This is a genomic window from Parasedimentitalea psychrophila, from assembly GCF_030285785.1.
GTDB classification, from domain to species: Bacteria; Pseudomonadota; Alphaproteobacteria; order Rhodobacterales; family Rhodobacteraceae; genus Parasedimentitalea; species Parasedimentitalea psychrophila.
Genome location: NZ_CP127247.1, coordinates 539,577 through 565,335, shown reverse-complemented (window position 1 = coordinate 565,335; position 25,759 = coordinate 539,577). Strand labels below are relative to the sequence as shown.

The 25,759-nt window shown below is 60.9% G+C and carries 24 protein-coding genes; 3 read left to right on the top strand and 21 right to left on the bottom strand.

Going from position 1 to position 25,759, the window contains the following annotated elements:
• The first annotated feature begins 88 nt into the window (after window positions 1-88).
• Window positions 89-739 carry a GntR family transcriptional regulator gene (locus tag QPJ95_RS02780; RefSeq protein ID WP_270918295.1) on the top strand — a complete coding sequence of 217 codons (651 nt, stop codon included), beginning with the start codon at window positions 89-91 and terminating at the stop codon, window positions 737-739.
• A 7-nt stretch (window positions 740-746) separates the two neighbouring features.
• Here the strand turns inward: QPJ95_RS02780 and QPJ95_RS02775 are convergent, their stop codons facing one another.
• Together QPJ95_RS02775 and carA are read right to left on the bottom strand one after the other, a co-directional pair.
• Entirely contained in the window at window positions 747-2,645 is a 1,899-nt protein-coding gene (locus QPJ95_RS02775; RefSeq protein ID WP_270918294.1) for a glycosyltransferase, read from the bottom strand.
• A 95-nt stretch (window positions 2,646-2,740) separates the two neighbouring features.
• The gene (gene carA, locus QPJ95_RS02770; protein ID WP_270918293.1) at window positions 2,741-3,910 is read right to left on the bottom strand and encodes a glutamine-hydrolyzing carbamoyl-phosphate synthase small subunit; all 1,170 of its coding nucleotides are present in this window, start codon (window positions 3,908-3,910) and stop codon (window positions 2,741-2,743) included.
• A 183-nt stretch (window positions 3,911-4,093) separates the two neighbouring features.
• Between carA and QPJ95_RS02765 the strand changes: the two genes are divergently transcribed.
• A complete protein-coding gene (locus QPJ95_RS02765) occupies window positions 4,094-4,567 on the top strand; it encodes a GatB/YqeY domain-containing protein (RefSeq protein WP_270918292.1) in 474 nt (157 codons plus the stop codon).
• Between the two features lie 186 nt (window positions 4,568-4,753).
• On the opposite strand, the gene QPJ95_RS02760 is transcribed toward QPJ95_RS02765, so the two are convergent.
• The 8 genes from QPJ95_RS02760 to QPJ95_RS02725 form a co-directional block, all read right to left on the bottom strand.
• Window positions 4,754-4,975 (bottom strand): hypothetical protein, encoded by a 222-nt coding sequence (locus QPJ95_RS02760; protein WP_270918291.1) that lies wholly within the window; start codon window positions 4,973-4,975, stop codon window positions 4,754-4,756.
• Window positions 4,976-5,171: 196 nt separating this feature from the next.
• Window positions 5,172-5,927, bottom strand: a complete 756-nt coding sequence (locus QPJ95_RS02755; RefSeq protein ID WP_390923072.1) for a sulfite exporter TauE/SafE family protein — start codon at window positions 5,925-5,927, stop codon at window positions 5,172-5,174.
• Window positions 5,928-6,024: 97 nt separating this feature from the next.
• Window positions 6,025-6,720 (bottom strand): ABC transporter ATP-binding protein, encoded by a 696-nt coding sequence (locus QPJ95_RS02750; protein WP_270918289.1) that lies wholly within the window; start codon window positions 6,718-6,720, stop codon window positions 6,025-6,027.
• The gene (locus QPJ95_RS02745) at window positions 6,713-7,435 is read right to left on the bottom strand and encodes an ABC transporter ATP-binding protein (protein ID WP_270918402.1); all 723 of its coding nucleotides are present in this window, start codon (window positions 7,433-7,435) and stop codon (window positions 6,713-6,715) included. Before QPJ95_RS02745 ends, QPJ95_RS02750 begins: the two co-directional genes overlap by 8 nt.
• The gene (locus QPJ95_RS02740) at window positions 7,432-8,376 is read right to left on the bottom strand and encodes a branched-chain amino acid ABC transporter permease (RefSeq protein WP_270918288.1); all 945 of its coding nucleotides are present in this window, start codon (window positions 8,374-8,376) and stop codon (window positions 7,432-7,434) included. Before QPJ95_RS02740 ends, QPJ95_RS02745 begins: the two co-directional genes overlap by 4 nt.
• Complete coding sequence (locus tag QPJ95_RS02735; protein ID WP_270918287.1) at window positions 8,373-9,299, bottom strand: branched-chain amino acid ABC transporter permease; 927 nt, start codon at window positions 9,297-9,299, stop codon at window positions 8,373-8,375. Before QPJ95_RS02735 ends, QPJ95_RS02740 begins: the two co-directional genes overlap by 4 nt.
• A 103-nt stretch (window positions 9,300-9,402) precedes the next feature.
• The gene (locus tag QPJ95_RS02730) at window positions 9,403-10,701 is read right to left on the bottom strand and encodes an ABC transporter substrate-binding protein (protein WP_270918286.1); all 1,299 of its coding nucleotides are present in this window, start codon (window positions 10,699-10,701) and stop codon (window positions 9,403-9,405) included.
• A gap of 109 nt (window positions 10,702-10,810) precedes the next feature.
• The gene (locus tag QPJ95_RS02725; protein ID WP_286018237.1) at window positions 10,811-12,262 is read right to left on the bottom strand and encodes a hypothetical protein; all 1,452 of its coding nucleotides are present in this window, start codon (window positions 12,260-12,262) and stop codon (window positions 10,811-10,813) included.
• Window positions 12,263-12,408: 146 nt separating this feature from the next.
• Here QPJ95_RS02725 and QPJ95_RS02720 point away from each other — a divergent pair, with 146 nt between their 5' ends.
• Window positions 12,409-13,578, top strand: a complete 1,170-nt coding sequence (locus QPJ95_RS02720; protein WP_270918284.1) for an amidohydrolase family protein — start codon at window positions 12,409-12,411, stop codon at window positions 13,576-13,578.
• Window positions 13,579-13,693: 115 nt separating this feature from the next.
• Here the strand turns inward: QPJ95_RS02720 and QPJ95_RS02715 are convergent, their stop codons facing one another.
• The 11 genes from QPJ95_RS02715 to QPJ95_RS02665 all read right to left on the bottom strand — a co-directional run bounded on the left by QPJ95_RS02715 (window position 13,694) and on the right by QPJ95_RS02665 (window position 25,728).
• Window positions 13,694-14,131: a MarR family winged helix-turn-helix transcriptional regulator gene (locus QPJ95_RS02715; protein WP_270918283.1), complete on the bottom strand. Its 438-nt coding sequence runs from the start codon at window positions 14,129-14,131 to the stop codon at window positions 13,694-13,696.
• A gap of 123 nt (window positions 14,132-14,254) precedes the next feature.
• The gene (locus QPJ95_RS02710; protein WP_270918282.1) at window positions 14,255-14,839 is read right to left on the bottom strand and encodes an amino acid synthesis family protein; all 585 of its coding nucleotides are present in this window, start codon (window positions 14,837-14,839) and stop codon (window positions 14,255-14,257) included.
• Entirely contained in the window at window positions 14,836-15,417 is a 582-nt protein-coding gene (locus tag QPJ95_RS02705; RefSeq protein WP_270918281.1) for an amino acid synthesis family protein, read from the bottom strand. Before QPJ95_RS02705 ends, QPJ95_RS02710 begins: the two co-directional genes overlap by 4 nt.
• On the bottom strand, window positions 15,410-16,267 hold the full coding sequence (locus QPJ95_RS02700; protein ID WP_270918280.1) for a UPF0280 family protein: 858 nt from the start codon (window positions 16,265-16,267) through the stop codon (window positions 15,410-15,412). The genes QPJ95_RS02705 and QPJ95_RS02700 overlap by 8 nt, the downstream gene beginning before the upstream one ends.
• Complete coding sequence (locus QPJ95_RS02695; RefSeq protein WP_270918279.1) at window positions 16,267-17,757, bottom strand: 6-hydroxynicotinate reductase; 1,491 nt, start codon at window positions 17,755-17,757, stop codon at window positions 16,267-16,269. Before QPJ95_RS02695 ends, QPJ95_RS02700 begins: the two co-directional genes overlap by 1 nt.
• Window positions 17,747-20,503, bottom strand: a complete 2,757-nt coding sequence (locus tag QPJ95_RS02690) for a molybdopterin-dependent oxidoreductase (protein WP_270918278.1) — start codon at window positions 20,501-20,503, stop codon at window positions 17,747-17,749. Before QPJ95_RS02690 ends, QPJ95_RS02695 begins: the two co-directional genes overlap by 11 nt.
• Window positions 20,496-21,329: an FAD binding domain-containing protein gene (locus tag QPJ95_RS02685; RefSeq protein WP_270918277.1), complete on the bottom strand. Its 834-nt coding sequence runs from the start codon at window positions 21,327-21,329 to the stop codon at window positions 20,496-20,498. Before QPJ95_RS02685 ends, QPJ95_RS02690 begins: the two co-directional genes overlap by 8 nt.
• A 153-nt stretch (window positions 21,330-21,482) precedes the next feature.
• Window positions 21,483-22,277 carry a hypothetical protein gene (locus QPJ95_RS02680; protein ID WP_270918276.1) on the bottom strand — a complete coding sequence of 265 codons (795 nt, stop codon included), beginning with the start codon at window positions 22,275-22,277 and terminating at the stop codon, window positions 21,483-21,485.
• A complete protein-coding gene (locus tag QPJ95_RS02675) occupies window positions 22,277-22,666 on the bottom strand; it encodes a hypothetical protein (RefSeq protein ID WP_270918275.1) in 390 nt (129 codons plus the stop codon). Before QPJ95_RS02675 ends, QPJ95_RS02680 begins: the two co-directional genes overlap by 1 nt.
• Before the next feature lie 42 nt (window positions 22,667-22,708).
• A complete protein-coding gene (locus tag QPJ95_RS02670; protein ID WP_270918274.1) occupies window positions 22,709-23,668 on the bottom strand; it encodes a dynamin family protein in 960 nt (319 codons plus the stop codon).
• Window positions 23,665-25,728, bottom strand: a complete 2,064-nt coding sequence (locus tag QPJ95_RS02665; RefSeq protein WP_270918273.1) for a dynamin family protein — start codon at window positions 25,726-25,728, stop codon at window positions 23,665-23,667. Before QPJ95_RS02665 ends, QPJ95_RS02670 begins: the two co-directional genes overlap by 4 nt.
• Window positions 25,729-25,759 lie beyond the last annotated feature (31 nt).

Genomic DNA, 25,759 nt, shown 5'->3' with positions numbered 1-25,759 from the left:
TCTCTGACAATTGATGCTGGCGGCACTCCTGGGCTTGATTGCTGCGGCAACAGCCATATAAAATGTGAAACTGAAGTTGAGAGTGACCATGAGCCAGAGCCGACCCAATCAGAAAGACGCCTATAGCCTGATCCTCGAAGCGATCGACGTTGGCATCTACAAACCCAATGACCGGCTGGTGGAAAGCGATCTGGCAGAACGCTTTGGGGTGTCCCGCACCCCCATCCGCGAGGCGCTGCAACGGCTTGAGACCCAGTCGCTGCTGGAACGCGATGGCCGGTCGCTGATCGTCGCCTCGCTGGACCACAACCAGATGGCCGAACTCTATGTGGTGCGCCGTGAGCTGGAGGGCTTGGCTGCCAAGCTCGCCGCCCGTCACGCCACCGAAGAAGAGATCGCTGTGTTGCGCGATATGGTCAGTGCCGATGATGCCTTGGTCGGCGATCCGATTGCCCTGTCCAAGGCAAACCGGCGCTTTCATGAACAGATCCATCTGGCGTCGCACAATCGCTATCTGGTGCAGCAGCTGAACCTGGTACATCGCACCATGGCGCTGATGGCGACAACCTCGCTGGCGGCCAAGGGGCGGGGTGAAATTGCCCAGGGTGAACACAAGACCATCGTCAACGCCATTGAACGGCGCGATGAGGCGGCCGCCGGGCAGGCGCTGAATGATCACATCTCGACCGCCTTCATGACCCGGCTGAAACAGGACGCAGGCCAGCGCGGCGGCCGTTGATCCGGTTCTAAGGCGCTGGGGGCGGCGTTTCCGGCTCGGCACTGCGATGGCCATGCTCCGTTTTATCCCAGAAAAACGGGTGCCAGATCAGCTCATGCAGGGCTTTGTAAGCCGCCACCGCACCCAGCGGAAAATAGAGCATCATGGTTGGCGCCCAGAGCGCCAGGCTGCGCCGGTTAGAGGCAAAGGCTGCCATTATGGCAATGCAGATCCCCAGCAGCTCAAACACAATCAGCATGAGGGTGGTGCCAATCAGCAGGCCTGCGGGCAGCAGCGCGGCGCTGGGATGCGGTAGGCCCAGCAGGATCAGCCAGAAGGACCACAGGAACGGCGCCAGCAGAAACTGCCCGACGCTGCCCAGGAAAAAGGCCTGAAACCCCAGAAAACGTTTCCATCCCAGCTGTGTCAGCAGCACCCGGGGCCGTCGCATATGGACCAGATAGGTCACCATGAAGCCCTTGAGCCACCGGGATCGTTGGCGGATCCAGGGCCAGGGGCGGCAATTAGCCTCCTCATGGGTGGCGGTGGCGATCATTTCGGTTCGGTAACCGGCCCGGTACAGCCGGACCCCAAGATCGGCGTCTTCGGTGACATTATGGGCATCCCATCCGCCCAGTTTCTCCAGCGCATCGCGCCGTACAAACAATGTGGTGCCGCCCAGTGGGATCACCAGCCCCAGATGCGCAAGCCCCGGAAGCACAATGCGAAACCAGCTGGCGTATTCCAGGGTGAAACAGCGCGACAGCCAGTTGGAGCGCGGATTGTAGAAGTCCAGGACGCCCTGCAAGCAGGCAACATCGGCATCCACCTGTTCAAATCTGCGGGCGACCTGTTCCAGCTGACCGCGCGCCGGGGCATCTTCGGCATCCCACACGCCGATGATATCCCCATGGCAAAAGTCGAGCGCATAGTTCATCGCGCGGGGCTTGGTGGTGAGGCTGCCAAATTTCGGCACCTCCACGATTTTCACCCACCGGGGCAGGGTTACTTTGGCCAGCGCGTTACGGGTGATCTCGTCGTGTTCCTCGAGCACCAGAAACACTTCTAGCAGCGAGCGCGGGTAGGTCAGCCGCTGCAGGCGTCGCAGCAGCGCCTTGCTGACCTCGGATTCGTGGAACAGCGGCACCAACATAGATATGCGCGGCAGGCGGCGGATCTTGTGCGGCGCACCACCTGCCAGTGGCGGCTGTCCAACAGGCGCGGCCCTGGCCAGATGGGAGGCGAAGCCGATCAGTTTCAAGCCGACGAACAGGCTCAGCGCGATCACCGACAAGGCGCAGAAACCCGTGAAAACCAGCCGTGGGGCAAACCCCGTTAGCCCGGCGAGTGCGACCAACAACATCAGGGGCCGCAATGGGCGGTTGCTGGTGTGCCAGTGGCGGCTGCTGTCTTGCAGCGGCACACGGGTGCTGGCCGCCAATGCCAATTCCTTGCGAAAATGCGCGGTCAGGAACGCGGTGACCTGGTCCTCAGCCGCCAGCACTGGTCGGATGGAATCGAAACTGCCGCGCAGGGCAGTCTTTAAGGTTTCAAAGTGCTCGGGGTGGGCAATGGCCACGACAAGTTGCGAGCCACTATACGTCCACGGAACGGCCCGGTGCTTGAGCCAGAATTGCGCCGGCTTGCGGTTTAGCAGCCGAGAGTCTGCGGTGATGTCTGAAAGATCGACCCGTTGCAGGCCCTGTTGTTGCGACAGCGCCTCAAGCACCTGATCCGGATCGGCCCAGCCCTGACTTATCAGAATATGGCCAAGCGGCGCGTCCTGGTGGCGTTGCAACACCAGCGCCCGCAGCAAATCGGTATCTCGGATCGCCCGGGCGTCAACAAGGTGACGGCCAAGGCGGCGGCGCAACTGCGGCGGATGTAGTGGCTGCGGATCACGAAAAACAACCGACTCATCAGGCATTGCACCACCGCCATTGTTAACTGTCAGACAGCCTCGGCGGCGGTGGTTAACGGTCGATTAACCGACCGGACCCTTTGCGGGGTTTTACCCTAGGTTTACGCCACCGCCGCTTTGCGGGCGGCCATCGCCTCGGCAAAGCGCTCAAACAGGTAAAAACTGTCCTGCGGGCCGGGGCTGGCCTCGGGGTGCTGCTGCACCGAGAACACCGGGCGGTCGGCCAGACGGATGCCACAGTTAGAGCCGTCGAACAGCGATACATGGGTTTCCTCAACGCCGTCGGGCAGGGTCTGGGCGTCTACCGCAAACCCGTGGTTCATCGAGGTGATCTCGACCTTGCCAGTCGCGTATTCCTTGACCGGGTGGTTGGCGCCGTGGTGGCCGTGGTTCATCTTCACGGTCTTGGCCCCCAGCGCCAGCGCCAGCATCTGGTGACCCAGACAAATGCCAAACACCGGCAGCTCGGTGGTGTCGAGAATGGTCTTGATCATCGGCACCGCATATTCGCCGGTTGCGGCCGGATCACCAGGGCCGTTGGACAGGAACACACCATCGGGGTTATGCGCCAGAATCTCTTCGGCACTGGCACTGGCGGGTAGCACGGTGACATCACAGCCAGCCGAGGCAAGGCAGCGCAGGATATTGCGCTTGGCACCATAATCGATGGCGACAACCTTGTGCTTGGCAGCACTCTGCTTGGGGAAGCCGTCAGGCCAGGCCCAACGCATTTCGTCCCAGCGATAGCTCTGCGCACAGGTCACGTCCTTGGCCAGATCCATGCCTTCCAACCCTGACCATGCGCGGGCAGAGGCCACCAGTGCCTCGACATCGAAATTGCCGTCGGGGTCATGCGCCAGCGCCACATGCGGCGCGCCCTGCTGGCGAATCGCACGGGTCAGGCGGCGGGTGTCGATGCCGCCAATGGCAATGCGCCCGGTGCGGGTCAGCCAGTCCTTCAATTCCTCGGTGCTGCGCCAGTTGCTGGCCAGGGTCGGGTCCCATTTGACCACCATACCCGCGGCCACCGGGTTGCCCGTTTCGTCGTCTTCCGGGGTCACACCGGTATTGCCGATATGCGGGAAGGTGAAGGTGACGATCTGACCGGCATAAGACGGGTCCGTCATGATCTCCTGATAACCGGTCATAGCCGTGTTAAAGCAGAGCTCGGCGACGGTTTGTCCGGTGGCACCAAAACCTGCGCCATAAAACACTGTACCATCGGCCATTGCCAGGCATGCGGTGGGCTTGGACGGGGCGGTATCGGCCATTGCGCGAGTCTCCATGTGGGATAAATTCATGGGTTCTTAAGGGCAGGGCTCAGTCGGGTCAAGCCCGGCCTAATCTGCCGCGGTCATGGGTTTCATGGCGTCAGGTTTGATCGGGTGGTCTTGTCTCCTGTCAGTTGATTGGGTAAGGCTATGGGTTCCAACGCCATGGGGATGGAAAACACAATGGATATGCGCACACGGGTCACCACGGCTCTGAAGCAGGCAATGAAGGATCGGGCTGCAAGCCGCCTGGCTACCCTGCGTCTGATCACTGCTGCGATCAAGGACATGGAAATTGCCGCGCGGGGGGATGGCGAAGAGATCACCATCGCCGACAGCGACATTCTGGCGATTCTCAGCAAGATGACCAAACAGCGCAACGAAAGTGCCCGCGCCTACGAAGAAGGCGGTCGTTTGGATCTGGCCGAGCGAGAGCTTGAGGAAATCGCCATCATCGAAGAGTTTCTGCCCAAGCAATTGGCCGAGTCTGAGGTGCGGGATGCCATTCGGGCGGCGGTTGCCAGCACCGGTGCCAATTCGATCCGCGACATGGGCAAGGTCATGGGGGCGCTGAAATCGAAATACACCGGCCAGATGGATTTTGGCAAAGTCGGGCCACTGGTCAAGGATCAGCTTTGCTCGGGCGGTGACTGCTGAACCCGCCAGGGTCTGCATTTTCAGATAAAGCTGTGTTGGCCGTCAGGCCGACACAGAACACGACACCCGATCAACTGCTATCCATTTTGCCGCCGGTCCACCGGCGGCCGACAGTGGGCCTGACAGGGGTGGTCGGCACGGGTGATCATCGACGAGGCGCCGATACTGGCGCCCCGGGATGGGGTCTTACATCCAGTGACCAAACACATGCATCACGATGTCATCGCGCTTCAGACCTTTTTTCGCCAGCTGCGCGTCGCTGAGCGCCTGCAGCTTCTGGATCTGTAAATACCGGGGGTTGGCCTCGGCCATATCGGCAAGACCCTTGAAAAAGGCGGTCAGACCGCGCTTGAGAGCGGCAAGTGGGGAGCCGGTTGAAACGGCCTGTGTTGTTGCTGCGATAGCCATTGGAGCTTACTCCTGAATATGTTCAAACTCTGTTGACGCAGATCTATGCTGCGGCTGCAGCATCCACCAGTGTTGTCTCGGAAACTCGGCCATGCGTTTCTGACATACCGAAAATATTAACCGTGTTTTTGAAGGCTTTAGAGCCGAAAGTGGCAATGACCATCGGTGACCATCGGTGACCTGCGGCGGCGGGGGGCTAGGTCAGCCCATCCCAGATCAGTTTGACGCCGGTGCAGGTCAGCAGAACATAGGTCAGCGCAAAAAACGCCTTTTCGGGCATCTTGTGGTGCAGGTTGACGCCAATCCAGGCGCCGATCAGCGCAAAGGGCGCCAGGATCAGATCCAGTTGCAGGGTTTCCAGGGTGAACAGGCCAAGAAACCCGTAAGGGATGAGTTTGGCCGAGTTCAGCACTCCAAACACCAGCACGGTCGAGGCCTGATACTCGGTCTTGCTCATCCTACGCCCCAGCATATAGACCGCCGCCGGTGGGCCACCTGCATGGCTGACAAAACTGGTGAAACCGGCGACAACCCCGGCCAGCGCCCCGGCCCATTCCGGCATCGGCGGGCGATCGACCAGATTTTTTCGCAGGTTGGTCGACATCTGCCAGACGACAAAGCCAACCGAGATCACCCCGATCATCACCCGCATGGCATCGGCGTTCACGGCCCGGTACAGCAGTGTTCCCAGCATCACACCGGGCAGACCACCGACCAGCAACAAGGCTGAGTCGCGCAAATTCCAGCGGCCCCAATAGGGTTTCAGCGAGGCCAGATCGACCAGCATCAGCAGCGGCAACATCAGCGCCAGCGCAAAGCCCGGCTCAAGAATGATCGCCAGAAACGAAGATGAGGCAAAGGCCGCGCCGGATCCAAACCCGCCCTTGCTGATGCCGGCAAATATTACCGCAGGGATCGCAAAGACGAAGAAATATGCTGTCATGTCCATCAAATACCTGCCCGCAAAACTCTAATATGTCAGGGTTTTAGCGCTGTCACATGAGGGCTGGCAAGTGGGCTACTGGATTATGCGTTAAATGCGGGGCGGCTCAAACCCCCAGATATTGGTGGATTTTCTGCGGATCAGCGCGCAGCTCTGCGGCCTCCAGCATCTCGCGGGTCTGGCCATGTTCGATAAACGCCACCTTGTCGGCAATCGACAACACCGCATCCACCCGTTGCTCCACCAAAATGACCGCAACACCGTCGTCGCGCATGCGCACCACAACCTGCCGGATCTGCTCAATCATCGAGGGCTGCAAGCCTTCGGTCGGCTCATCCAGCAGCAAGACCTTTGGCCGCAAACACAGGGCGCGGGCGGTTGCCAGCATCTGCTGTTCCCCCCCCGACAGGGTGCTGGCCTGTTGCTGCAACCGTTCACGCAGGCGGGGAAAGATGTCGAGCACCCATTCGCGGGTGTCCTCATCTGATTTGCAGGTCATCATGCCCATCTCGATGTTCTCAGCCACGGTCAGCTCGGAAAACAACCGCCGCCCCTGTGGTACATAGCCAACCCGCCGGGTGGGGATCTTATGGGGGGGCAGGGCGCTGATCTCTTCGCCGTCCAGATGGATGCTGCCCGACATTAGCGGCAGCAGCCCCATGATGGATTTCATGATGGTTGTCTTGCCAGCCCCATTGCGGCCCAGAATACACAGGATCTCGCCCGGTTTGGCGGTCAGAGATACACCAAACAGCGCCTGCACCCGGCCATAGGCAACCTGAATGTCATTGATTTCAAGCATTGGTGGTGGTCCCCAGATAGGCCGCTTGCACCGCCTCGTTTGCGTGGATTTCGTCGGGGGTGCCCGCCGCCAGGATCTCGCCGCCGTTCAGCACCGTGATATAGGCCGCGGTCTGCATCACCACATCCATGTTATGTTCGATCAGCAGGATGGTGGTTTCCCCCGCCAGCGCATTGATCAGCGCGATGAAATCGGCCACCTCGGAATCCGCCAGCCCTTGGGTGGGTTCGTCCAGAATGAACAATCGCGGGTCCTGCGCCAGTCCCATGGCGATTTCCAGCAGGCGCTGATGGCCATAACTCAGATCGCCGGCAATCTGCTCGGCGCGGTCGGTCAATCCCACCCGCGCCAAAACATCCGCCACCTTGGCATTCACCGCCGCGGCATCCGCGCCCAACCTGCGGCGCGCCGCCAGTGCGACGTTTTCATGCAACGTCAGCCCGGCAAAGACCGAGGTGATCTGGAAGGTATAGGCAATGCCCAGCGAGATCCGCTGATGCGCCGCAAGGGCATTGATATTCTGCCCCTCAAAGAACACATCACCACTGGTGGCTGATATGCGGCCACAGAGCATGCCGACAAAGGTCGATTTGCCCGCACCATTGGGGCCGATCAGCGCCATGGTCTTGCCGCGAGGCAGGACAAAGTCGATGTCTGTATTGGCCTTGATGCCCCCATAGGCCTTGGTCAGGCCCTTGGTCGACAGGATATTCATGGCATCCATTTGAACACTCGCTTCCTGAGTTCGCCCGCCAGTCCCTGCGGCGCAAACAGCGTCAACAGCACCAGCACAACGCCGGCAATCAGCATATAGGCCGAGGTGATCGAACTGCTCAAATCAATCAGATAGAACATGAAGATGACACCGATCAGCGGCCCGATGGTGGTGCCAGCCCCCCCCAGCAACACCCAGAGCAGCGGAAAGATCGAATATTGCACGGTGGCAAAGGTCGCTCCGGCATAGCCAAACAGAAGCGCATATGCCGCACCCGCAAGGCCCGATATGGTGCCCGAGATGATCACCGCCTTCAGCTTGTGCGCGACTGTGTTATAGCCCAGCATCCGGGCCCGTTCCTCGTTCTCGCGGATCGCAATCAGGGTGCGGCCAAATGGCGATTGCACCAATCGGGCAACGGCGAGAAAGCAGATCGAAAACAGCAGCAGTGCGGCGAAATAGCGGGTGGTGTCCTGGCTTAGATCCACCCCGAACATCACCCGCTCGGCCTGCGGAATGACAAAGCCTTCGTCGCCACGTGTGTAGCTGCCAAAATACAGGATCGACAGATATCCGGCTTGGGCAAACATTAGCGTCACGATCATGAAGGACACGCCACTGGTGCGCAGCGCCAGAAAGCCGATCACCGCTGACACCACCAGCGCCGAGGCCAGCCCAACCGCCAGCGCCGGGGCTGAGGTCAGATCGAACAGCTCCATCGACAGGCCTAGGCCGTACATGCCTGCGGCAAAGAACAACGCATGGCCAAGGCTAAGCAGGCCGGTATAGCCAAACAGGAAATTATAGCCGATGGCATAGACCGCCAGCACCATGATGCGCGACAGGTTGCCGACGTGATAGGCGGGCAGAATGAAAAACGCCGCTGCCAGCAGGGCAATCACCCCCAGATGCAGCAGGTTGGAACGCTGGGTATCGGTCAATGTGCTGACCTCCCCAACAGACCCTGCGGGCGAAACGCCAACACCATGGCCACCAACAGTGTTGCGATGATCTTGGCCAGCGTCGGCGAAAAGAAGACTGAGATGATGCCGTCGCTCATGCCGATCAGAATGGCGGCAATAATGGTGCCGGGCAGACTGCCCAGACCGCCGATGATCACGGTGATGAAGGCCAGCAGCAGCGGGTCATGCCCCATCAGGTAATGCGCCTGCTGAATTGGCACCACCAGCACCGCTCCTACGGCGGCCAGTCCGGCACCCAAGCCAAACACCCACATATAGACCCGGTCCACCGGCACCCCAAAGGCCAGCGCGGTTTCGCTGTCCAATTGTGTGGCGCGCATGATCAAGCCGACCTTGCTGCGGGTGATCAGCAACCACAGGGTGGTCAGGATAGCCACCGCCGCGACGATCACGAATAATTTGTAACTGGTGATGCTGAGCCCCCAGGGCCAGACCATGGCAAAGCCGCTTTCGCCGTACTCAAACCAAGGCAGGGCAAGGCGGGTGTTGAACGGCGGCTGCACCGGGCGGGCATCGGGGCCAAATGTCATCAGCGTGGTCTGCTGGATGATATACATCAGCCCGATCGTCGCCACGATGGTGCGGTCGGGGTCATAGTTGATCTTTTGCAGGATCAGCTTGTCAGCAGCAGCGGCCAACAGACCCACCACCAGCGGTGCGATCCCCAGCGCCAGGATAAAGCCAATCGCCGGATGGCCACCAATTAGCGAGGTCACCCACCAGGCGATCACCGCGCCCAGCATGTAGAATTCTCCATGTGCCACATTGACGACGCGCATGACGCCAAACACAATGCTCAGCCCCATGGCCGTCAGGGCCAGAATGGCCGCCGTCACAGCGCCTTCAAGTGAGGCCAGCAGTAAGTGAGGACCAAAGTCCATGAGTTATAACCTCGGTTTAAAGAGTTGTATTGCCTGGCCGATAGGCCGGACCGCGCCTCCTCAAGGGTCGGCGCGGTCCTGTTTTTGCAGACTAAAAGTGGTGTTAGAACGACTGGGTGGTGTAATCCACCTCGTCTTCGTACAGCCCGTCCTCAATCGAGGTGGTGTGCTCGACCACCAGCTTACCATCGGATACCTTTGAGATATACTGATGGCCAAAGGTCTGGTGGGTCTTGCCGTTGAACCGTTTGGCGCCCTGCGGATGATCATCCGACAGCGGCATGTCCGACATTGCCTCAACCGCCTCAATCAGTTTTTGGCGATCCGCCGGTCCCTGATAATTGGCCGTCTCCATGCCGCGCTTGATGACGTTCAGGGTCTCCCAGCAGCCGAACATGTGGGAATAGGTCGATACATCCTGCGCATCCTCCACCGAGGCGCCATTGTCATCGACGCCCACGGCAGCCCGGTAGGCCGCATCATGGCTGCTCTGGTCGGCCTGCGCATTGCGCGGGTTGCCCTCCCAGAAATAGGTGCCTTCGAGGAACTCAAGTCCGGGGCTTTTCAGATCCACCGCCTCAAGACTGTCGATAAAGCCAAAGATCTCAGGGCTGTTGGGACCAAAGAATTCACCCAGCTCTTTGACGAATGTCAGCACAGCGGGGCCGACCATGACGTGATAGATCACTTCGGTTTCACGCGGGATACGCGGGAAATACTTGCTGAACGAGGTTTCGGTCGGTGGAATGGCGATGCTCTCGACCACCTGACCACCCTGGGCCTCGATTGCGGCGGTAAAGAAATCACGGTGATCATGGCCAAAGGCAAAATCGGGGAAGATCATGGTGACCTTCTTGCCCAGATTATTAGCGACAAACGGCGCCATCGCCTGCACCTGGCTTTTCACATCGGTGATGCCGGGTTGCAGAGTGTAGCGGTTCAGCTTGCCACTGGCGACGTGGTGGCCTTCAGAGACCACAAAATACGGCAGCTTCAGCTCGCCTGCGCGCGGGGCCGAGCCATAGACAACATGGCTGAACAGGGTGCCAAAGGCGATGTCGCATTCATGCTGGGTTGCGAATTTCTCGATAACCTCGGCGCCGCGCTTGGGGTCGGTGCCGTCGTCTTCGGCGACCAACTCGACCGGACGGCCATTGATGCCACCCATATCGTTGATGCGTTTCACCGCAGCCTGCGAGGTGCGGTTGTACCAGCGACCATAAGCAGCGCCGATGCCGGTGCGATGCACCTGAAAGCCGATCTTGATCGGGGCCGAGCTCTGCGCCTGGGCAAAGCCAGACAGGCCGGGCAGGACGCTGGTGGCCGCAATGGCGCCCGTTCCAGCGGCCAATGTTTTCAACACTCCGCGACGGGTAAATTTGGATTCCGGTTTCGTTACCATTATTTTTCACCTCCCAGTGGTGCACCGTTACGCAAGGTGCATTAAAATCATATTGTGTGTATACAAATGACTTGTCCAGAGTTTTTTCCGGTGAAGTTTGGCTTTGCCGTCACATGCCGCGCGGAGTGGCCAGCAGCCAGAGGCCAAAAAACGTATATAGGATCATGAAAATCGCCAGTGGAATCTGGCTGATCAGGGTTGCTCGCTTGCTCTGATATAGCCGGGCGGTCAGGCCATGCGCGATCAGAACTGACACCACATGCGACACTACCACAGCTGCGGCCTGAATGAAAAAGACCACCTGAACACTGTCTTTTGTTTTCAGAAACCCGGTTGTCACCTGCGTCTTCGCCAGTCCCAGATAATTCGCACCATGGGTCAAGGGGTCGCTCAGCGCCAGCAGAGCGTATTGGCCGTTGACCAGAAAATAGATGAAAAAATGGGCAAAATGATAGCCCAGTGCAATCGGAATGATCGAAAGGGAAAGCCAGCAAAACGCAGTGACAAAGGGCACCCGGTCTTTTGGCACAAGGCGGGCGTTTGCGGCGCGGCTGCCGATGTAGACCACCGCTGCAAAGACGCAGACCAGTGCGGCATTCAGCGCCAGCAATCCGATGACCGAGGGCCAGAAGATCGCTGATTTTCCGGGGAACATCAGCGGGTTCACCCCGATTTTGGCCAGCCACCAAAAGCTCTCCTTTAGCCCGTCAAAGCTGCCGACTCCCAATAGGATCAGGCAGAATACCGCCAGGCTGACCGGGGGCTTGCTCAGCGAGAAGATCGACCAGCCGGGCAGGCCGATGGATAGGCGCGGCAGCCAGCGCACGGGCGAGATCGCCGCGATCAGCCGGAACAGAATGGTGAACGGCTCACAGCGCGACAGCCAGATTCTGGCGCCAAACAGCATCATGCCGAAAAAGGTGAACAGCCAATAGCCCAGCACGAATTTGGTCAGCCGCACCGGGTCATCCGGGGCCGGATCGGCGATCTCAAAGGCGCCGAACGCCAGAAACACCAGCACCGCAATCCAGTACCCGCAGGCCCTTGGCAACCTCAGAACCGGCGGCGCCGACTGATAGCCGAGCAGGATATGATACAGCCCGGTCCAGGGGTTCAGGGCATGCCACAGATTGCCCAACACCCCATGCGCCACCACCAGCCCGACCCACCAAATGGCCCAGATGGTCAGCGAAAACAGGTTGTTCAGCGGATCATGGGTGCCAAAGGCTCCGATTGCGCTGATCGCAAACAGAAATGTCATCGACACAATGCTGATCACATGTGTCACAGATCCGGGCAGTTTGACGCTTAACAGCGACAGCGGTTTGAACGCCGCCAGCAATCGCGCCTCCGAGAGCAGCGCCACCCCCAGGATCGAGGCCACAACCGCCGCGCAGCCGGCCAGAATATACAGGTTGGTAGGCAGCAACAGTACCAGCGCCTGCTCCGAGGCATGCGCCTGAGCGGGTTGCGATTGCCAAAACCAACCAAGGCAGGCAGCGATCAATAGTCCGGGAAATGTGGGTGAGATGGGTCTGAACCTTGGAAAAGTATAAGTCATATGGATGCCAGTCTTATAGTCAGGCGGATGGAAACCTGTACAGCGTCTTGCCATCGGGCCTTTGTTTTCGCGATCTAACGGGCTTGACGCCCAAAGGAGATACGTTAGCATACAAATGAATAAATCACACCCTGGAGACCCTGGCCATGACCGAGAAACTTGTCATTAAAAATATTGGTTTACTGCTGTCTGGCAAGATGGAGCAACCGATACTCGACGGCGACTGCATGATTGCCATTGATGGTAAAATTCATGAATGGGGCTATGAGAAAGACCTGGATACCGATGATGCCACTTTGGTTGTCGATGCCCATGGTGTGGCGCTGGCGCCGGGCTTGATCGACAGTCACATTCACCCGGTGGTGGGCGATTATACACCGCGCCAACAACAGGTTAACTGGATTGATTCGACCCTGCACGGCGGCGTCACCACGCTGATTTCGGCGGGCGAAGTGCATATGCCGGGCCGCCCCCGGGATATTGTCGGGCTCAAGGCGATGGCGATTGCGGCGCAGCGCTGGTACGAGAATTTCCGCCCCTCAGGAATGAAGGTGATGGCCGGCGCGCCGGTGATCGAACACGGTATGGTGGAGCAGGATTTCAAGGATCTGGCCGACGCCGGTGTCACCCTGCTGGGCGAGGTGGGGCTGGGCACCGTCAAGGATGGCAAGACCGCCAAGCAGATGGTGGACTGGGCCCGTAAATACGGCATTCAATCGACCATCCACACCGGCGGCCCCTCGATCCCCGGTTCGGGGCTGATTGACGCCGACATGGTGCTGGAAACCGGCACCGATATCATCGGTCACATCAACGGCGGCCACACCGCGCTGCCGGATGATCAGATCATGTGCCTGTGCGAAGGCTGCACCGCAGGGCTGGAAATTGTCCACAACGGCAATGAACGTGCCGCACTGCTGACCCTGAACACCGCGCGTGAGCTGAAGGTGATGGACCGCATCATCCTTGGCACCGACGGTCCTGCCGGGTCAGGGGTGCAGCCGCTGGGCATCCTGCGCATGGTGGCAATGCTGTCGTCACTGGGCAATGTCCCGGCCGAAATCGCCTTTTGCTTTGCCAATGGCAATACTTCGCGCCAGCGCGAGCTGGACACCGGCTTGATCGAACAGGGCTATTGTGCCGATTTTGTGCTGATGGATCAGGCCCAGCATGCGCCGGGCAAAACCATGCTGGAATCGGTTCAGTTGGGCAATCTACCGGGTGTGGGCATGACCATCATCGACGGCGTCGTGCGCAGCCAGCGCAGTCGCAATACGCCGCCGGCAACCCGGCTGCCCGAGGTTTTGGTGCAATAATCCAAGGGTAGCGCCTGACCCTGGGTGGGTGCAAAGCGCCCTCCCGTGGGGAGGGTCGGGCGCTGCCCGGCTTGCCACCGGGCGAACTGGCAACCAATGGGCGCTGTTTAGGCCCTCAGGACAGTTTGCGCAGCAGCTTTAACAGTTTTTGCTGTTCGGCGGCGGTCAGCGGCGCCAGAGTCTCGGCGGTGATGCGATGGGCCACCGGGAACATCTCCTCGATCAGCTGGCGGCCCTGTGCCGTCAGCGAAATCAGACTGCGCCGCTTGTCGTTCGGGTCGGCCTCGACATTCGCGTAGCCTTTTTTGCGAAGCCGATCCACGACTCCCTTGATGGTGGCAACGTCCATTGACGCCAACCGGCCCAACTGGTTCTGCGAGCATTTTCCCTGCTCGTGCAGGCGGGTCAGCGCGGCGAATTGAGTTGCGGTAAGCCCTTGTAACGCATGGGATTGATAGATCGCCGCATGTTTCTGGCTGGCCTGACGCATAAGATAGCCAACCTGATCATCCAGGATGTAATCGTCTTGGCTGTCTGGGGTAGGCTTGGCCATTTTTGCTCTTTTCATTCCCGAATTTTATTCGTGTTAGTACGAATGAGGCCGACGGGCAATGTCGATCACGCAGAGGTCGCGGCGATGGTGGCCGCTCTCTCCCCGTGATCTTGCAAGTCCTGTCTACTTTAGCCCGTCCTTGCCAATGGCCTCTGTGCTGGTCAGCCCGCCCACCCGGGGCAATGGGCGACCACTGTCGGTGACAGCAACCGCAACCATGATTTCATTGGCCCGAGGCGCATCGTTCAGGCGCACTTCGATGGCGTCGAAATGGCTGCGCACGTAGGCCGCATCCTTATGGCCCAGCGGCACATCCAGCACCTGACCGGGGCTGCCCATCTTTTTCGACGACGGCACCAGCGCGGCGCCTTTTTCAACTGCCGCCCGTAGCGGTGCGCCCAGTTTGGGATGCAGAATGGCCGCCGCATGTTCCAGCTCGCCGTTCTCGCCAACCATTGCCGATTTGCCATAGCTCTCGGCCTGCTCCGGGGTGATCCCCAGCGCCTCGACACATTTGGCCCCCAGCAAGCCGCCCAGCTCGGCACCGATCTCCATCAGGTCTGACAGATCTTCGTGATACTGCCCGGCAAAGGGGTTCTCGATCACCGCCACCGCCACCGCCTTGCGGGTCACCGGGTTGATCACCCGGCCGATCTCGGAATGGATTTCCTCGACATTCACCGCGATTTTGCGAATTTTTACACTCATCGTAATCCATCCTCACCCTTGATGTCCCAGGCCTCCAACCCGCCAGAGCGCGAATGCACCCTTGGACCAGTTGTCATCACCAGGGCAAATGCCAGCTCACCCGCGCGGGGCGCATCGTTGCAACCGACCTCCATTGAATCAAAATGGCTGCGCACATAGGCGGCGTTGATATGGGTGATCGGCACATCCAGCCGGGCGCCGACGCCGCCGACCTTTTTCGACGATGGCACAATGGCGTTGGCGCTGCCCAGCAGCTGGCGCATGGCATAGCCCCCCGGCGCATGCCACAGGGCGCCATGCTCCAGCTCGCCGCCTTCGCCAACCAGCGATCCCTTGCCATAGCCCTGGATCTTGTCGGCGCCGCCCAACATGTCGAGCAGCCGCTGCGCCATCTCCAGTCCCAGTGGTTTCAGGTCTTCCATGAAGCCCTGGATCTCGGGCTCATAGCGGCCGGCAAAGGGGTTCTTGATCACCGCCAGAATAGCCCCGCGCAACAGCGGGGTCGCGGCGACCGGGCCGCCTTCGTGGTAGACCTCTTCGCGGGATGAGATGATCTTTCGGATTTGTAAATCAGGCATATAACTGCGTCCTAATGGATGGGGTGAAACCGGTGTGGCCAATCAACCTGCTGTCGCCCTGCAAAAACAAAGCTGCGGCAATGATATGGCCGGAGTGCATCATGTCCAAGCCCCGATGGGCGCCGGCTTGCAGGGCGGTGTGGATTTCGGTGGCTGAGAGCGGCTGACACTGGGTGACCACCGGCTGGTCGCCCAGATCGCTGTCGCTTTGCAACTGGTCGGCGGCAAGGCGGTGAATGGCGGGATGACCGGGCAGGTCCACCGCATTGGCGATCAGGGTGGCGGCGGCATCCGCCTGTGCGGCGCTGGCGGCCAGCACCGTGACACTATCGGCAATGCCCAGCGACAGGCTGCGGCCATGCCGGCCTGAGGTGGCGATGCCGCCGATCCCGTCCGCATGGGTGATCTCGATACGGCCAAGATCATACCCTTGATGATCCATCATGGCCGTTGCAAAGCTTTGTCCGGGGCTTAGGTGCAGGGCGATATCGCCGCCATTGTTGACATAGGCCCGCTGTAGCGGCGTGGCCACGCGCATTGCGGCCAAAACCGTGTCCGCCACCGCCCCGGCCACCGCCGCCATCGGGGTGATGAAGGCACTGCAATGGGGCCGCGTGGCGCGATCCATGATCTGGGCGATGCCACCCTTGGGGCGGGGAGACTTGGCGAAAAGCTGCGATTTCAACAGCGGCAACTCGGTGACCAGCTCCTCCAGCACAGTTGCAAACCGCGCCTCAGCCGCGGCAAAAGCCGTTGCCCGATCCCCATCCGCGCCGATCACCAGATCAATCGGCCCATGTTGCAAATGCAACCGGGTGCCGCAGGACAGGATACGGGCGACGGGAGGCATCAGCGGCGTTCCTTTGCCCAGCGATAATTGGTACGGTCCATCGGGTCCGGCTGGCTGTCACGCTGCGCAATCTTGCGGGTCTCAGCCGACACGATGGACGAGACCTTTTTGATCTCATCCATATGGCCGCCCAGAGTGGCGTAATCGGCCACCCGCATGGTGAATTCAATCGGTGCCACCAGCGCCGGGGTGGGCACATAGCCAAATGATCCGGTGGGCATATCCAGCACATCCACCATCACGGTGATGCCGCCGCCGGGCCAGACATAGCTCTCGGCACCGCCGCAGGACACAAAGGTCAGCGAGTCCTTGACCGAGCGGGTCAGCCGCACCGGGTTTTCCGTCACCCCGGCGCGCAGGCTGCCACCGGCGCCGCCCATGAACAGCACCGAACAGATTGAGGGCTCACAGTTCTCAGCAATCAGATCCGCCGAGGCCTTGAGCCGGGCAGGGATCTCGGCTGGTTGCGGCATCAGGTCGGCGTCCAGCACAAAATAGCCAAACTGCTCGCCGGTGGTAGAGACCATCAGCAGGCTCAGACCCTCCCAGGCGATCTTGGGGTTGAAGGGGCCGAGAATGGTCAGCGGGTCCTCGATATCGGTGCCGCCCCAACCGGTGCCGGGTTTGGCCACCTGAAAATAGCGACCGGGGGTAGATTTGCGGCCCTTGATCTTGATGCCGGTCGGCGCCACCTCCAGCATCTTGCCGGTCTGGTGTTCGGACAACACGCCGGTGATATGGTCATCCACCACCACCACCTCGTCCACATGGCCAACCCATTGCTTGGGGAACATGCCGATGGTCGCCGATCCACAACCCACCCGCATCAGTTTCTCTTCCATGCCGTTGACCAGTGGCGGCTTGCCAGCCTCAACCACCAGGGTCGTTGTGTGATCCTCTTCGCCGATCTGCATCTCTACCGGTTCGCGGTTGCACAGGCGCAGCAGCGCATCACAGGTCATCCGGCCTTCTTTCTTGCTGCCGCCGGTCAGGTGCTCGACGCCGCCCAGTGACAGCATTTTTGATCCGTATTCGCTGGTCATCACATGACCGATCGGCTCGCCGCCCACCCGCACCACGTCGCGCTCATGACCAATGTGGCGGTCGGTGTCGATCTTCACCTTCACCCCGCAGTACGAGAAGATGCCTTCGGTCACCACGGTGACCATATCGACGCCATCAATTTCCTGACTGACGATGAACGGCGCCGGTTTGTAGTCGGGATAGGTGGTGCCAGCGCCGACGGCGGTGACAAAGGGGCGATCACCCTGAACGATATTTCCGTCCCAGTCCTCGGGCATGCTGTCCTTCATAAACGGCACCAGCTTGTGGCTGGTGTTTTCAATGATGGTCAGCGGGTCCAGCCGCACCAGATCGCCGCCGTGGTTGGCATAGCGGTCACAGGCGCCGATTTTGCCCTCGGCGATGAAACACATCACCGGGCAGGCGTCACAGCGGATTTTGGCGGGGGTCATGCGTTCAGTTGCCATCGGTCAAGTCCTTGATTGCGGCCCGAACACGCGCGGGAGTGGCGGGAACCTGTGTCAGTCGCACGCCCACGGCGTCTTTGATGGCGTTCAGAATGGCCGGAGCCGTGGGGATCAGCACATGCTCACCCAGCCCCTTGGCACCGTAGGGGCCATGGGCGTCCGGGACCTCGACAATGATCGTTTCAATTGGCGGCACATCGCCGATGGTGGGGATCAGGTAATCATGCAGGTTTTCGGTGCGGCCCGGAATGTATTCCTCCATCAGGGCCATGCCCAGGCCCTGGGCAATGCCGCCCTCGACCTGACCCTCGACCAGCATTGGATTGATTGCCTTGCCCACGTCATGGGCGGCGACAAACCGGATTGGCGTCACCGTGCCCAGCAGGCTGTCCACCTCGACCACCACCAGCTGCGCACAATAGCCAAACTGCGCATAAGGGCTGCCCTGACCGTTTGCATCCAGCGGTTTGGTGGGGGGATCATAGGTCTCCTCGGCGCGAAATACATAGCCCTCGCCGTCATGCGACAGCGCCGACAGGTTGATCCGGTGTTCGCTGGCGCCGTCGATAACCCGGATTGTTCCAGTGCTAAACTCCAGCTTGGCGCCATCACTGGCATTGACCCGCTTCAGGATCGCAGCGTGCAGGGCCAGACCGGACAGCCTTGCAGCATTGCCCGACACATAGGTCTGGCGCGAGGCCGAGGTCTTGCCCGCATCCGGGGTGACATCGGTGTCGGCGCCAATCCGCTGGATCTGGCGCACCGGAATGCCCAGGGCGGTGGCAAAGATCTGGGTGATCACCGTATTGGCCCCCTGACCGATATCCATCGCGCCCTGATGCAGCACCACGGTGCCATCAGGCCGGATGCCCGATTTGATGGTCGAGGGATTGGGCAGCGAGGTATTGCCGCAGCCATACCAGCCGGCAGCGATGCCGACGCCGCGCTTATGGGTCTTGTTGACCGCATTAAACGTGGCTGCCGCTGCGCGCTCAACCTCCCAGGCCGGTTGCAGCGCTGATAGGCAGGCCTTGACCCCAACACCTTGTTCAAACACCTGACCACAGACCGTGGGGGCGTTGTCCTCCAGCGCATTCAGCAGGCGAAATTGCAGCCGGTCGATGCCCAGCTTATCCGCCAATTCGTCAAACAGACTTTCCTGAGCGATGGCGGCCTGGGGGACTCCGAAACCACGAAAGGCACCTGACGGCGGGTTATGGGTGTGGATCGCCCGCGCCTCGGCCCGGTAGTTCGGGATGCGGTAGGGGCCAGAGGCGTGCACCGGCACCCGGTTGGATACGGTTGGGCCCCAACTGGCATAGGCGCCGGTGTTGAAATCGCCGGAAAAGTCAAAGCCCTGAATGCGCCCATCCCGGTTGGCGCCGATTTTCAGCTGAATGTTTGAGGGATGCCGTTTGGTGGTCGATTGCATCGATTCCGAGCGGCTATAGGTGATCCGCACCGGCCGCCCCGTGCGCAGTGCCGCCAGCGCCAGATAGGGCTGCACCGACAGATCCAGCTTTGAGCCAAAACCACCACCGACTTCGGTGGGCAGGATGCGGATATCCTTGCGGTCCATGCCCAGAATGATCTCCAGCGCGTCAAGATCCATCACCGGGGCCTGGGTGCAGGCGTGCACCTCGACCCGGCCATCTATGATCTGCGCAAAGCCCGCCTCCGGTTCGATATAGGCGTGTTCGACAAACCCGGTCTGAAACTGGCCCTCGACACAGACATCTGCGCCTGCCGCAGCCTGCGCCGCATCTCCCTGCTGGACAAACCCGCTGCACATCAGGTTGTTGTCACGACCCGGATGCAGTTGCGGCGCCAGCGGCGCGGTCGCTGTGGCCACACTCTCGACGCTGGGCAATTCGCTCCAGTCCACCGGGAATGTGCTGGCGTCAAAGACCTGCATGACATCGGCGCGCCCAACAACGGCGGCGATGGCCTCGCCGCGGAACCGGGCTGTGCCCTCGGCAAACACCGGCTGGTCGGCAAAATCCGGGATGACGCCAAATACATTCTGACCCGGAATATCTGCGCAGGTTAACACCGCCTCGATACCATCGGTCTGGGCCTGCCATTGCTGCAAGTCACCAAAGGTAAACCCCGCATGGGCAAAGGGTGAGCGGATGACCCGCAGCACCAGCGCATCAGCCGGGGCAACATCGTCGCCGTACATCTCGGTTCCACTGACCTTGGCCGCGCCATCCAGCCGCCGGATAGAGGCCCCGACGGCACCATCACCCACCTCAGCGCCGGTGGGGATCTGGGCATGGCTGGCCAGTACCGCATCAATGATCTTGCGATAGCCGGTGCAGCGACAGAGCACGCCGCCCAATGCATCCTTGACCTGACCATCAGTCGGTGTCGGCGTTTCGCGCAGTAGTGCCACCGCCGCAACCATCATGCCGGGGGTGCATATGCCACATTGCGCCGCCCCGTGGTTTTGAAAGCTCTCCGACAGGCGCTGGGCGTCCGGGTCACCAGTGGCCAACCCAGCCAGCGTTTCCACGTTCCGCCCATCGGCCTGATGGGTTGGGGTCAGGCAGGCACAGACCGGCGCACCGTCGATCAGCACCGTACAGGCCCCACAATCACCCGCATCACAGCCGACTTTGACATCGCGCTGCCCAAGTTTTTCGCGCAGGGTCTGCGACAGGCGCTCTCCGGCCAGCGGGGTGACGCTGACATTCTGGCTGTTCAGGCGAAATTCTGTCATCGGGTGTAAGACCTGCTTATCCATTTGAAACCGCTGCCTTGCCAATTGCTCGTTTGATTTGTTCGGCCGCCGCCTCCAGCCGATAGCCGCCATCGGCGCGAATATCGGTGATCGGCGCCAGTGGTGCCAGATGGTCAGGGCTGACCGTGACCTGCTGCGGCATTTGCCCGATCAGATCCGCCTCAAGCCCCATCAGTCGTTGGGCAACCGGCGAGCAGGCGCCGACTGCGACGCGGGCAAAATCAATACGGCCCATGGCATCACAGCCAATCACCACCGCCACCATGGTGATGGAGATCACCAGATATGTGCGACTGCCCAGTTTCTCAAACGCCGCGCGACAATGGGCTGGCAGCGGCGGGATGAGAATGGCCGTCACCAGTTCGCGAGCGCCCAACTGGATCTGACGCGGGCCGGTCACAAACTGTTCTACCGGCATTCGGCGGGGTCCATCGGGGCCGGAGATCTCGACCTCGGCCCCCAGCGTTATCAGCGGCGGCATGCCATCCGCCGCCGGAGAGGCGTTGCAGATATTGCCGGCAATGGTGCCCGCGTTCTGGATTTGCACGCTGCCCACCGTGCGCGCCGCCGCCTGCAAGCCGGCAAAGCCATCGGGAAGATCGGCGTTGGCGATCTCGCTCCAGCGCGTTGCGGCGCCGATGCGCAGCCCATCTGGGCCCCAGTGCAGCCCCGTCAGCCCGTCGATACGGGTGACATCCAATAGGCTTTCTTGCAACGGGGTCTGACCCTGCGCGGGAAAGACATCGGTGCCGCCTGCAATGATGCTGACGGTCTCCGAGGCGATCAGGGCCAGCGCGTCGTTCAGCGTGGTTGGGGCGAAATAGGCCAAAATCCCTGCTCCTCGGGCGATTGAAAAGTTGTTCGTATGCTAATGGTATTGCGCGACGTCAAACCTTGTCAACGGAAAACCCTTTTCCGGACCTGCCAGAAGGCAGGTTTCGGGTCGGATCAGGTCGGGAGAAGGGGGGGGCTGGGCCGCTGGCTACGGCGCGGAGAAAACCATGTGCCAGGCTGCATCCGCAGCTGCCAGATGCTGGACGGGTAAGGCAATCAGCAAGGTCTCGGTCTGGTCGCAGGCGACAATGAGCTTTATCTCACTGGATATCGACAGCAGCAGATAGTGCGGGGTCTTGTCCGGCAGCCTCAGGGCGTGGCCATTTTTCTGCTTTGCGGCCCGATCGGTTGCGGCCAGATCCATAAGCTGGCGGGCCAATGGGGCCGGGCCGTGACTGCGGTTTTGACCGGCGGTTTCAGCCTGCAAAGCCCAGGCGTCAGCCGAGGCGCCGATCATGGTCAGCAGCCGTTCCAGCCGGCTGTCCTGTTGCTGCGAAGCAAGGCTTTCGGCCAGTTGAGACGCCGAGCAGCTTTCAGTCTCTATGCCAGTCTCACAGACCTGCCGGGTGATCCGGAAGCCGGTGCCCTGGTATCTGGCCGACAGGTGGTGCAGTTGCTGCGCGTAGACCTGCACAGTGGAGGTCAGCCCAGCGTGATCCGCTGGGCCAATGTCACTGGCAAGTTCAAGCGACAGCAGCCTGCGCTGGCTGACCCGCAATCTGGCAACGACGACCTGATCAAAATACAAGGTCAACTGCCGGGGCAATATGGTCTCATCAATTTCAGCCAGTAGGCTGCCCATCAGGTTGGCCCGCCCCTGGGCGGCATCGCGTCGCTCTCCCTGCAGCCCCGAGACATCGGCGCAAAGCCGGATCAGAAGCGCCCGCAGGGGGCTGGTGGTGTTGTCCTGTCCGGCCAATTGTTCTGCGTTCAAAGGTGACATCATGCCCCCTCGGACAGGTCGCTCAGCAAGCTCATTGCCGGGGCCACCAGAGCCTGGGCGCTGTGCTCATTGTCACAGACCGCTAGAATGGCATCGTTTGCGGTGGAGGCTGTCGCGCCGGGCCTGCGGATATATATCCGGGTTTCCTGCGGCGTGACGACGATCACCGTGGCGGCGCCACCGCTGGGCGCGGTGATCGGAGCTGCAAGGGCATCCTGCAGGTGAAACCCATGCTCGGCCTGGGCGCAGAGCTGGTCCAGATATTCTTGCCGGTGCTGAACGGCAGCACTGCTGCGCAGCACCAGCCGGGTGCCGAGATCACCAAAGGCAACCAGGCCACATCCGGCAGTGGTCTTGCGCAGGGAATCCAGCCGTGCGGTTATGTCCATCTGGGGCCCCCGCAGAGGCACCGCCCGGCTGGCTGGCGCGCCTTATTCATCATGCGTTGCCAATCTGGGGTGACGATCGACCCTGCGCTGTCCCCGCCTTTCGGCCTTGACGCGGCGGGGCACCACATAGTCCTCAGCCGGGGCAGAATCCGGGTTGATTGGGTCGTCGTGCTCCGGCTCGGCGATGTCGCGAATGTCACCAATGGCAAAGACCTCGGCCTGCATAATCTCCTCGGGGGAGCGGTCACTGGCGGTCTGTTCACCGGTTGCCATGGCAGCAGCCGCAGTGGACAGGGGTCTGTCGAGCAGCGTTTCAACCAGAAATTCAACAAGCCTGTCGGCGCCGCTGGCCTTCCAGGCCTCGATGTCATCACCCGCCTGCAGGGCCTGGCTTAGGGACACCGGAAAGATCCTGTCGAACAGCGCGCCGGTTTCCCTAGCGACCCGGGCCACCACCCGGCTGCGGTCCCGGTCGTTGCACAGCTTGTCAAAATGAGTGACCAGCAGGATGTTGGGGCCGGTCACTGTCTCGGCAATATGATCCCAGACCGCCGCCTCGGACTGGCGCCAGGCCTGGGTTGCATGGGTACACCAGATCACCCCGTCCACCTCGGGCATCAGCGATTGCCAGACCTCGGGCTCCATGTTTGGGTCGGAAATCCCTGGCATGTCGATCAGATCGCAAAGGGTCAGCGCATCGGAGGGAAAGAACAGCCGTATCATCGCCGTGCTCTCCATCTGGATCTCGCCAAGATCCTCTAGCGCGACTGGCGTCTGGGTGCCGTCGGTTGCCACCACAAAGGCCGCGTCGTCGCCATAGGATATCCACACCGGCGGCAGCCGCGTTGCGGTGACACGGGTGGGCAGGATCTGTCGGCTGACCAGCAGGTTGGTCAGGGTGCTTTTACCGGCGCTGAATTCGCCCATGAGCGCCAGGCGCGGCTTGCGCTGGGGGGCGGAGGGGGGGCTGTCGGGGCTTGGCATGGCTGTCTCCTGCGTCATGCGGTATATTTTCCAAGGGTGGTCAACGCGGCCTGCGTTATATCCTGTCGTTGCTGTTGCCCTTGGCTGGCGAAAAGGTCCTGAACGTCCTGGTCCTGTCGACAGTGATCGGCGATTTCCATTAAGATATTGCGTTGGTCCTCAAAAAAGATCTGTAATCCGGCAAGGGTGCTGGCGCGGGTATCGGCGGTCTGAACCTGCTTGAGCTGGGTCATGAAATCCTCGGTTTCACCGCAGATCAGCTGTTGGAAGTTTTTGACAAAGGCCTTGTAACCCCGGGTGCGCCGCCACCAGGAACTCCACCAGTTGTCATTGAAATCCAATGCAATTGTCTGACCCAGTGCTACCGGAGAGGGCACTGTTGGCGCCTCGGGTACCGAAATCTGAATGCCCTCCACCGCCGTGCCAAACCCTGCATACAGCAGCCCGGCCACCTCTTGCACGGCCAGTTCATAGCGCGCCAGGGCAGTGGCCTGCACCCGGCTGGTCATCACCGAATAGGCCGATTTCAGCAGCAGCCGCAGCCCGGTGGCATCATATTCCCAAACACAGGCTTCGCCCCAGCGTTCCAGATGGTCGATCAGCGAATGGGTGGCGCGGTTTACAAATGTGGCATGGGCCCGGTCCGCCCGCTGGCGAAAGGCGTCAAACACCGCGTCGATTTCATCCTCCAGCGCCGCCATCTGGGAGGTGACGATCTGTTCGAACCGGGTTTCGATGTCGCGCATGTTCAGGGCCGCGCCGGGTTTGGAGCCACGGATCATCACCGCATGGGCCGCCTGTTGGCCGGTGGTCATGGTGATGGCCGAGCTGGCAACGCGGGCCAGCAGGGGGGCGCCCAGATCCTTGACGATGCGGTTTGAAATAGAGCGGAGCAGCTCCGGCAGGCCAGACAGTGCCCAGGCCATATCCTGCGGCGATTGATCGGGGTTGGCGGCGGCAAGCCCGACTTTGGCCCAGTTCAGCAAGGCGGCACCGCTGGCGCCCTGCATCTCCTCCAGCTCACCGGTCAGCACTTTCCCGGCCCAATAGGCGCTGCCAAAAATGATCTCGGCCTCCTTGGGTCCGTGGTGGCTGTCTAATGTCTGGCGGATGCTGGCCTCGATCTCGGGGATCTGATTGGCCGGGTCCGCCAGTTCGTCGATGCGATTGACAAAGATCACCACCTCACGCGATTTCAGGGTCGAGATCATCCGGATCAGCCCCATATCCACCGAGGTCAGCGCCTGACTGGCAGAGAGCACCACCACGCAGATGCGGCTGTCGCGGATCGCCTGAATGGTCACCTGTTCGCGCATCATGAAGGTGTCATTGACACCGGGAGTATCGCGCAGGCACAGAGCAATGGGCACGGTGGGGCTGTTCAGATACAGATCGGCCGAGCGGGTGATATCGGCAAACCGGCCCTGACTGTCCTCGCCCTCCATGCCCGACTCAAGATCAAAATCATCGCCAAGGCAGATATAGCGTTCGATCAGGTTCTTGTCGAAATACTCGTATTCATGGGTCTGCCCCATCAGCAGTTCGAACTTGCGGCCCAGCCGGTTGCGCGACCGCTCGCGCATCTGTTCGATCTGGGCCTGGATTTTCGCCAGCTCACCTTCGGCCCCAGCCCGGCCCGCCATCTCGCCAATGCGACCGCCCTTGGTCAGCAACCGGTCCCATTCAGCCTCGGTCATGAACTGAAAACGGGCACTGGTTTCAACCCGGGCATCGCCCGGCGTCAGGTGCAGCGAAGTCACAACCGAGGTCCAGGGATTGACGTCCGAAGGCAGCAGGTCAGCCCAGCCGCCCATCGCGTTGACCAGCGAGGTCTTGCCGGATTTCACCTGTCCCAACAGGGTGATGCAGGGCTCAAAACCGGCCAGCTCTTTGTTCAGGCGCAACAGGGTGCGCTGCGCCTTGTCGCCGGTCTGACCCGCCAAAGCCTCCAGTGCGCCGTCCAGCTCGGCCATCTGGGTGGCCAGCTCGGCAAGCGGCTCCATCCCGGCGTTCAGATTGGCCGGGCGCGCGGCGGCATGAATATTGGTCGTTCTGTCGATCTGTGGCTGCATGTTCATGAGAATCTGGCCCAATGGCGATGGTGATTAC

Excerpts from the sequence above, each read along its gene's own strand:
- QPJ95_RS02780 (WP_270918295.1), top strand. The coding sequence starts at position 89 with ATGAGCCAGAGCCGACCCAATCAGAAAGACGCCTATAGCCTGATCCTC.
- QPJ95_RS02775 (WP_270918294.1), bottom strand. The coding sequence starts at position 2,645 with ATGCCTGATGAGTCGGTTGTTTTTCGTGATCCGCAGCCACTACATCCG.
- carA (WP_270918293.1), bottom strand. The coding sequence starts at position 3,910 with ATGGCCGATACCGCCCCGTCCAAGCCCACCGCATGCCTGGCAATGGCC.
- QPJ95_RS02765 (WP_270918292.1), top strand. The coding sequence starts at position 4,094 with ATGGATATGCGCACACGGGTCACCACGGCTCTGAAGCAGGCAATGAAG.
- QPJ95_RS02760 (WP_270918291.1), bottom strand. The coding sequence starts at position 4,975 with ATGGCTATCGCAGCAACAACACAGGCCGTTTCAACCGGCTCCCCACTT.
- QPJ95_RS02750 (WP_270918289.1), bottom strand. The coding sequence starts at position 6,720 with ATGCTTGAAATCAATGACATTCAGGTTGCCTATGGCCGGGTGCAGGCG.
- QPJ95_RS02745 (WP_270918402.1), bottom strand. The coding sequence starts at position 7,435 with ATGAATATCCTGTCGACCAAGGGCCTGACCAAGGCCTATGGGGGCATC.
- QPJ95_RS02735 (WP_270918287.1), bottom strand. The coding sequence starts at position 9,299 with ATGGACTTTGGTCCTCACTTACTGCTGGCCTCACTTGAAGGCGCTGTG.
- QPJ95_RS02730 (WP_270918286.1), bottom strand. The coding sequence starts at position 10,701 with ATGGTAACGAAACCGGAATCCAAATTTACCCGTCGCGGAGTGTTGAAA.
- QPJ95_RS02725 (WP_286018237.1), bottom strand. The coding sequence starts at position 12,262 with ATGACTTATACTTTTCCAAGGTTCAGACCCATCTCACCCACATTTCCC.
- QPJ95_RS02720 (WP_270918284.1), top strand. The coding sequence starts at position 12,409 with ATGACCGAGAAACTTGTCATTAAAAATATTGGTTTACTGCTGTCTGGC.
- QPJ95_RS02715 (WP_270918283.1), bottom strand. The coding sequence starts at position 14,131 with ATGGCCAAGCCTACCCCAGACAGCCAAGACGATTACATCCTGGATGAT.
- QPJ95_RS02710 (WP_270918282.1), bottom strand. The coding sequence starts at position 14,839 with ATGAGTGTAAAAATTCGCAAAATCGCGGTGAATGTCGAGGAAATCCAT.
- QPJ95_RS02705 (WP_270918281.1), bottom strand. The coding sequence starts at position 15,417 with ATGCCTGATTTACAAATCCGAAAGATCATCTCATCCCGCGAAGAGGTC.
- QPJ95_RS02700 (WP_270918280.1), bottom strand. The coding sequence starts at position 16,267 with ATGCCTCCCGTCGCCCGTATCCTGTCCTGCGGCACCCGGTTGCATTTG.
- QPJ95_RS02695 (WP_270918279.1), bottom strand. The coding sequence starts at position 17,757 with ATGGCAACTGAACGCATGACCCCCGCCAAAATCCGCTGTGACGCCTGC.
- QPJ95_RS02690 (WP_270918278.1), bottom strand. The coding sequence starts at position 20,503 with ATGGATAAGCAGGTCTTACACCCGATGACAGAATTTCGCCTGAACAGC.
- QPJ95_RS02680 (WP_270918276.1), bottom strand. The coding sequence starts at position 22,277 with ATGTCACCTTTGAACGCAGAACAATTGGCCGGACAGGACAACACCACC.
- QPJ95_RS02675 (WP_270918275.1), bottom strand. The coding sequence starts at position 22,666 with ATGGACATAACCGCACGGCTGGATTCCCTGCGCAAGACCACTGCCGGA.
- QPJ95_RS02670 (WP_270918274.1), bottom strand. The coding sequence starts at position 23,668 with ATGACGCAGGAGACAGCCATGCCAAGCCCCGACAGCCCCCCCTCCGCC.
- QPJ95_RS02665 (WP_270918273.1), bottom strand. The coding sequence starts at position 25,728 with ATGAACATGCAGCCACAGATCGACAGAACGACCAATATTCATGCCGCC.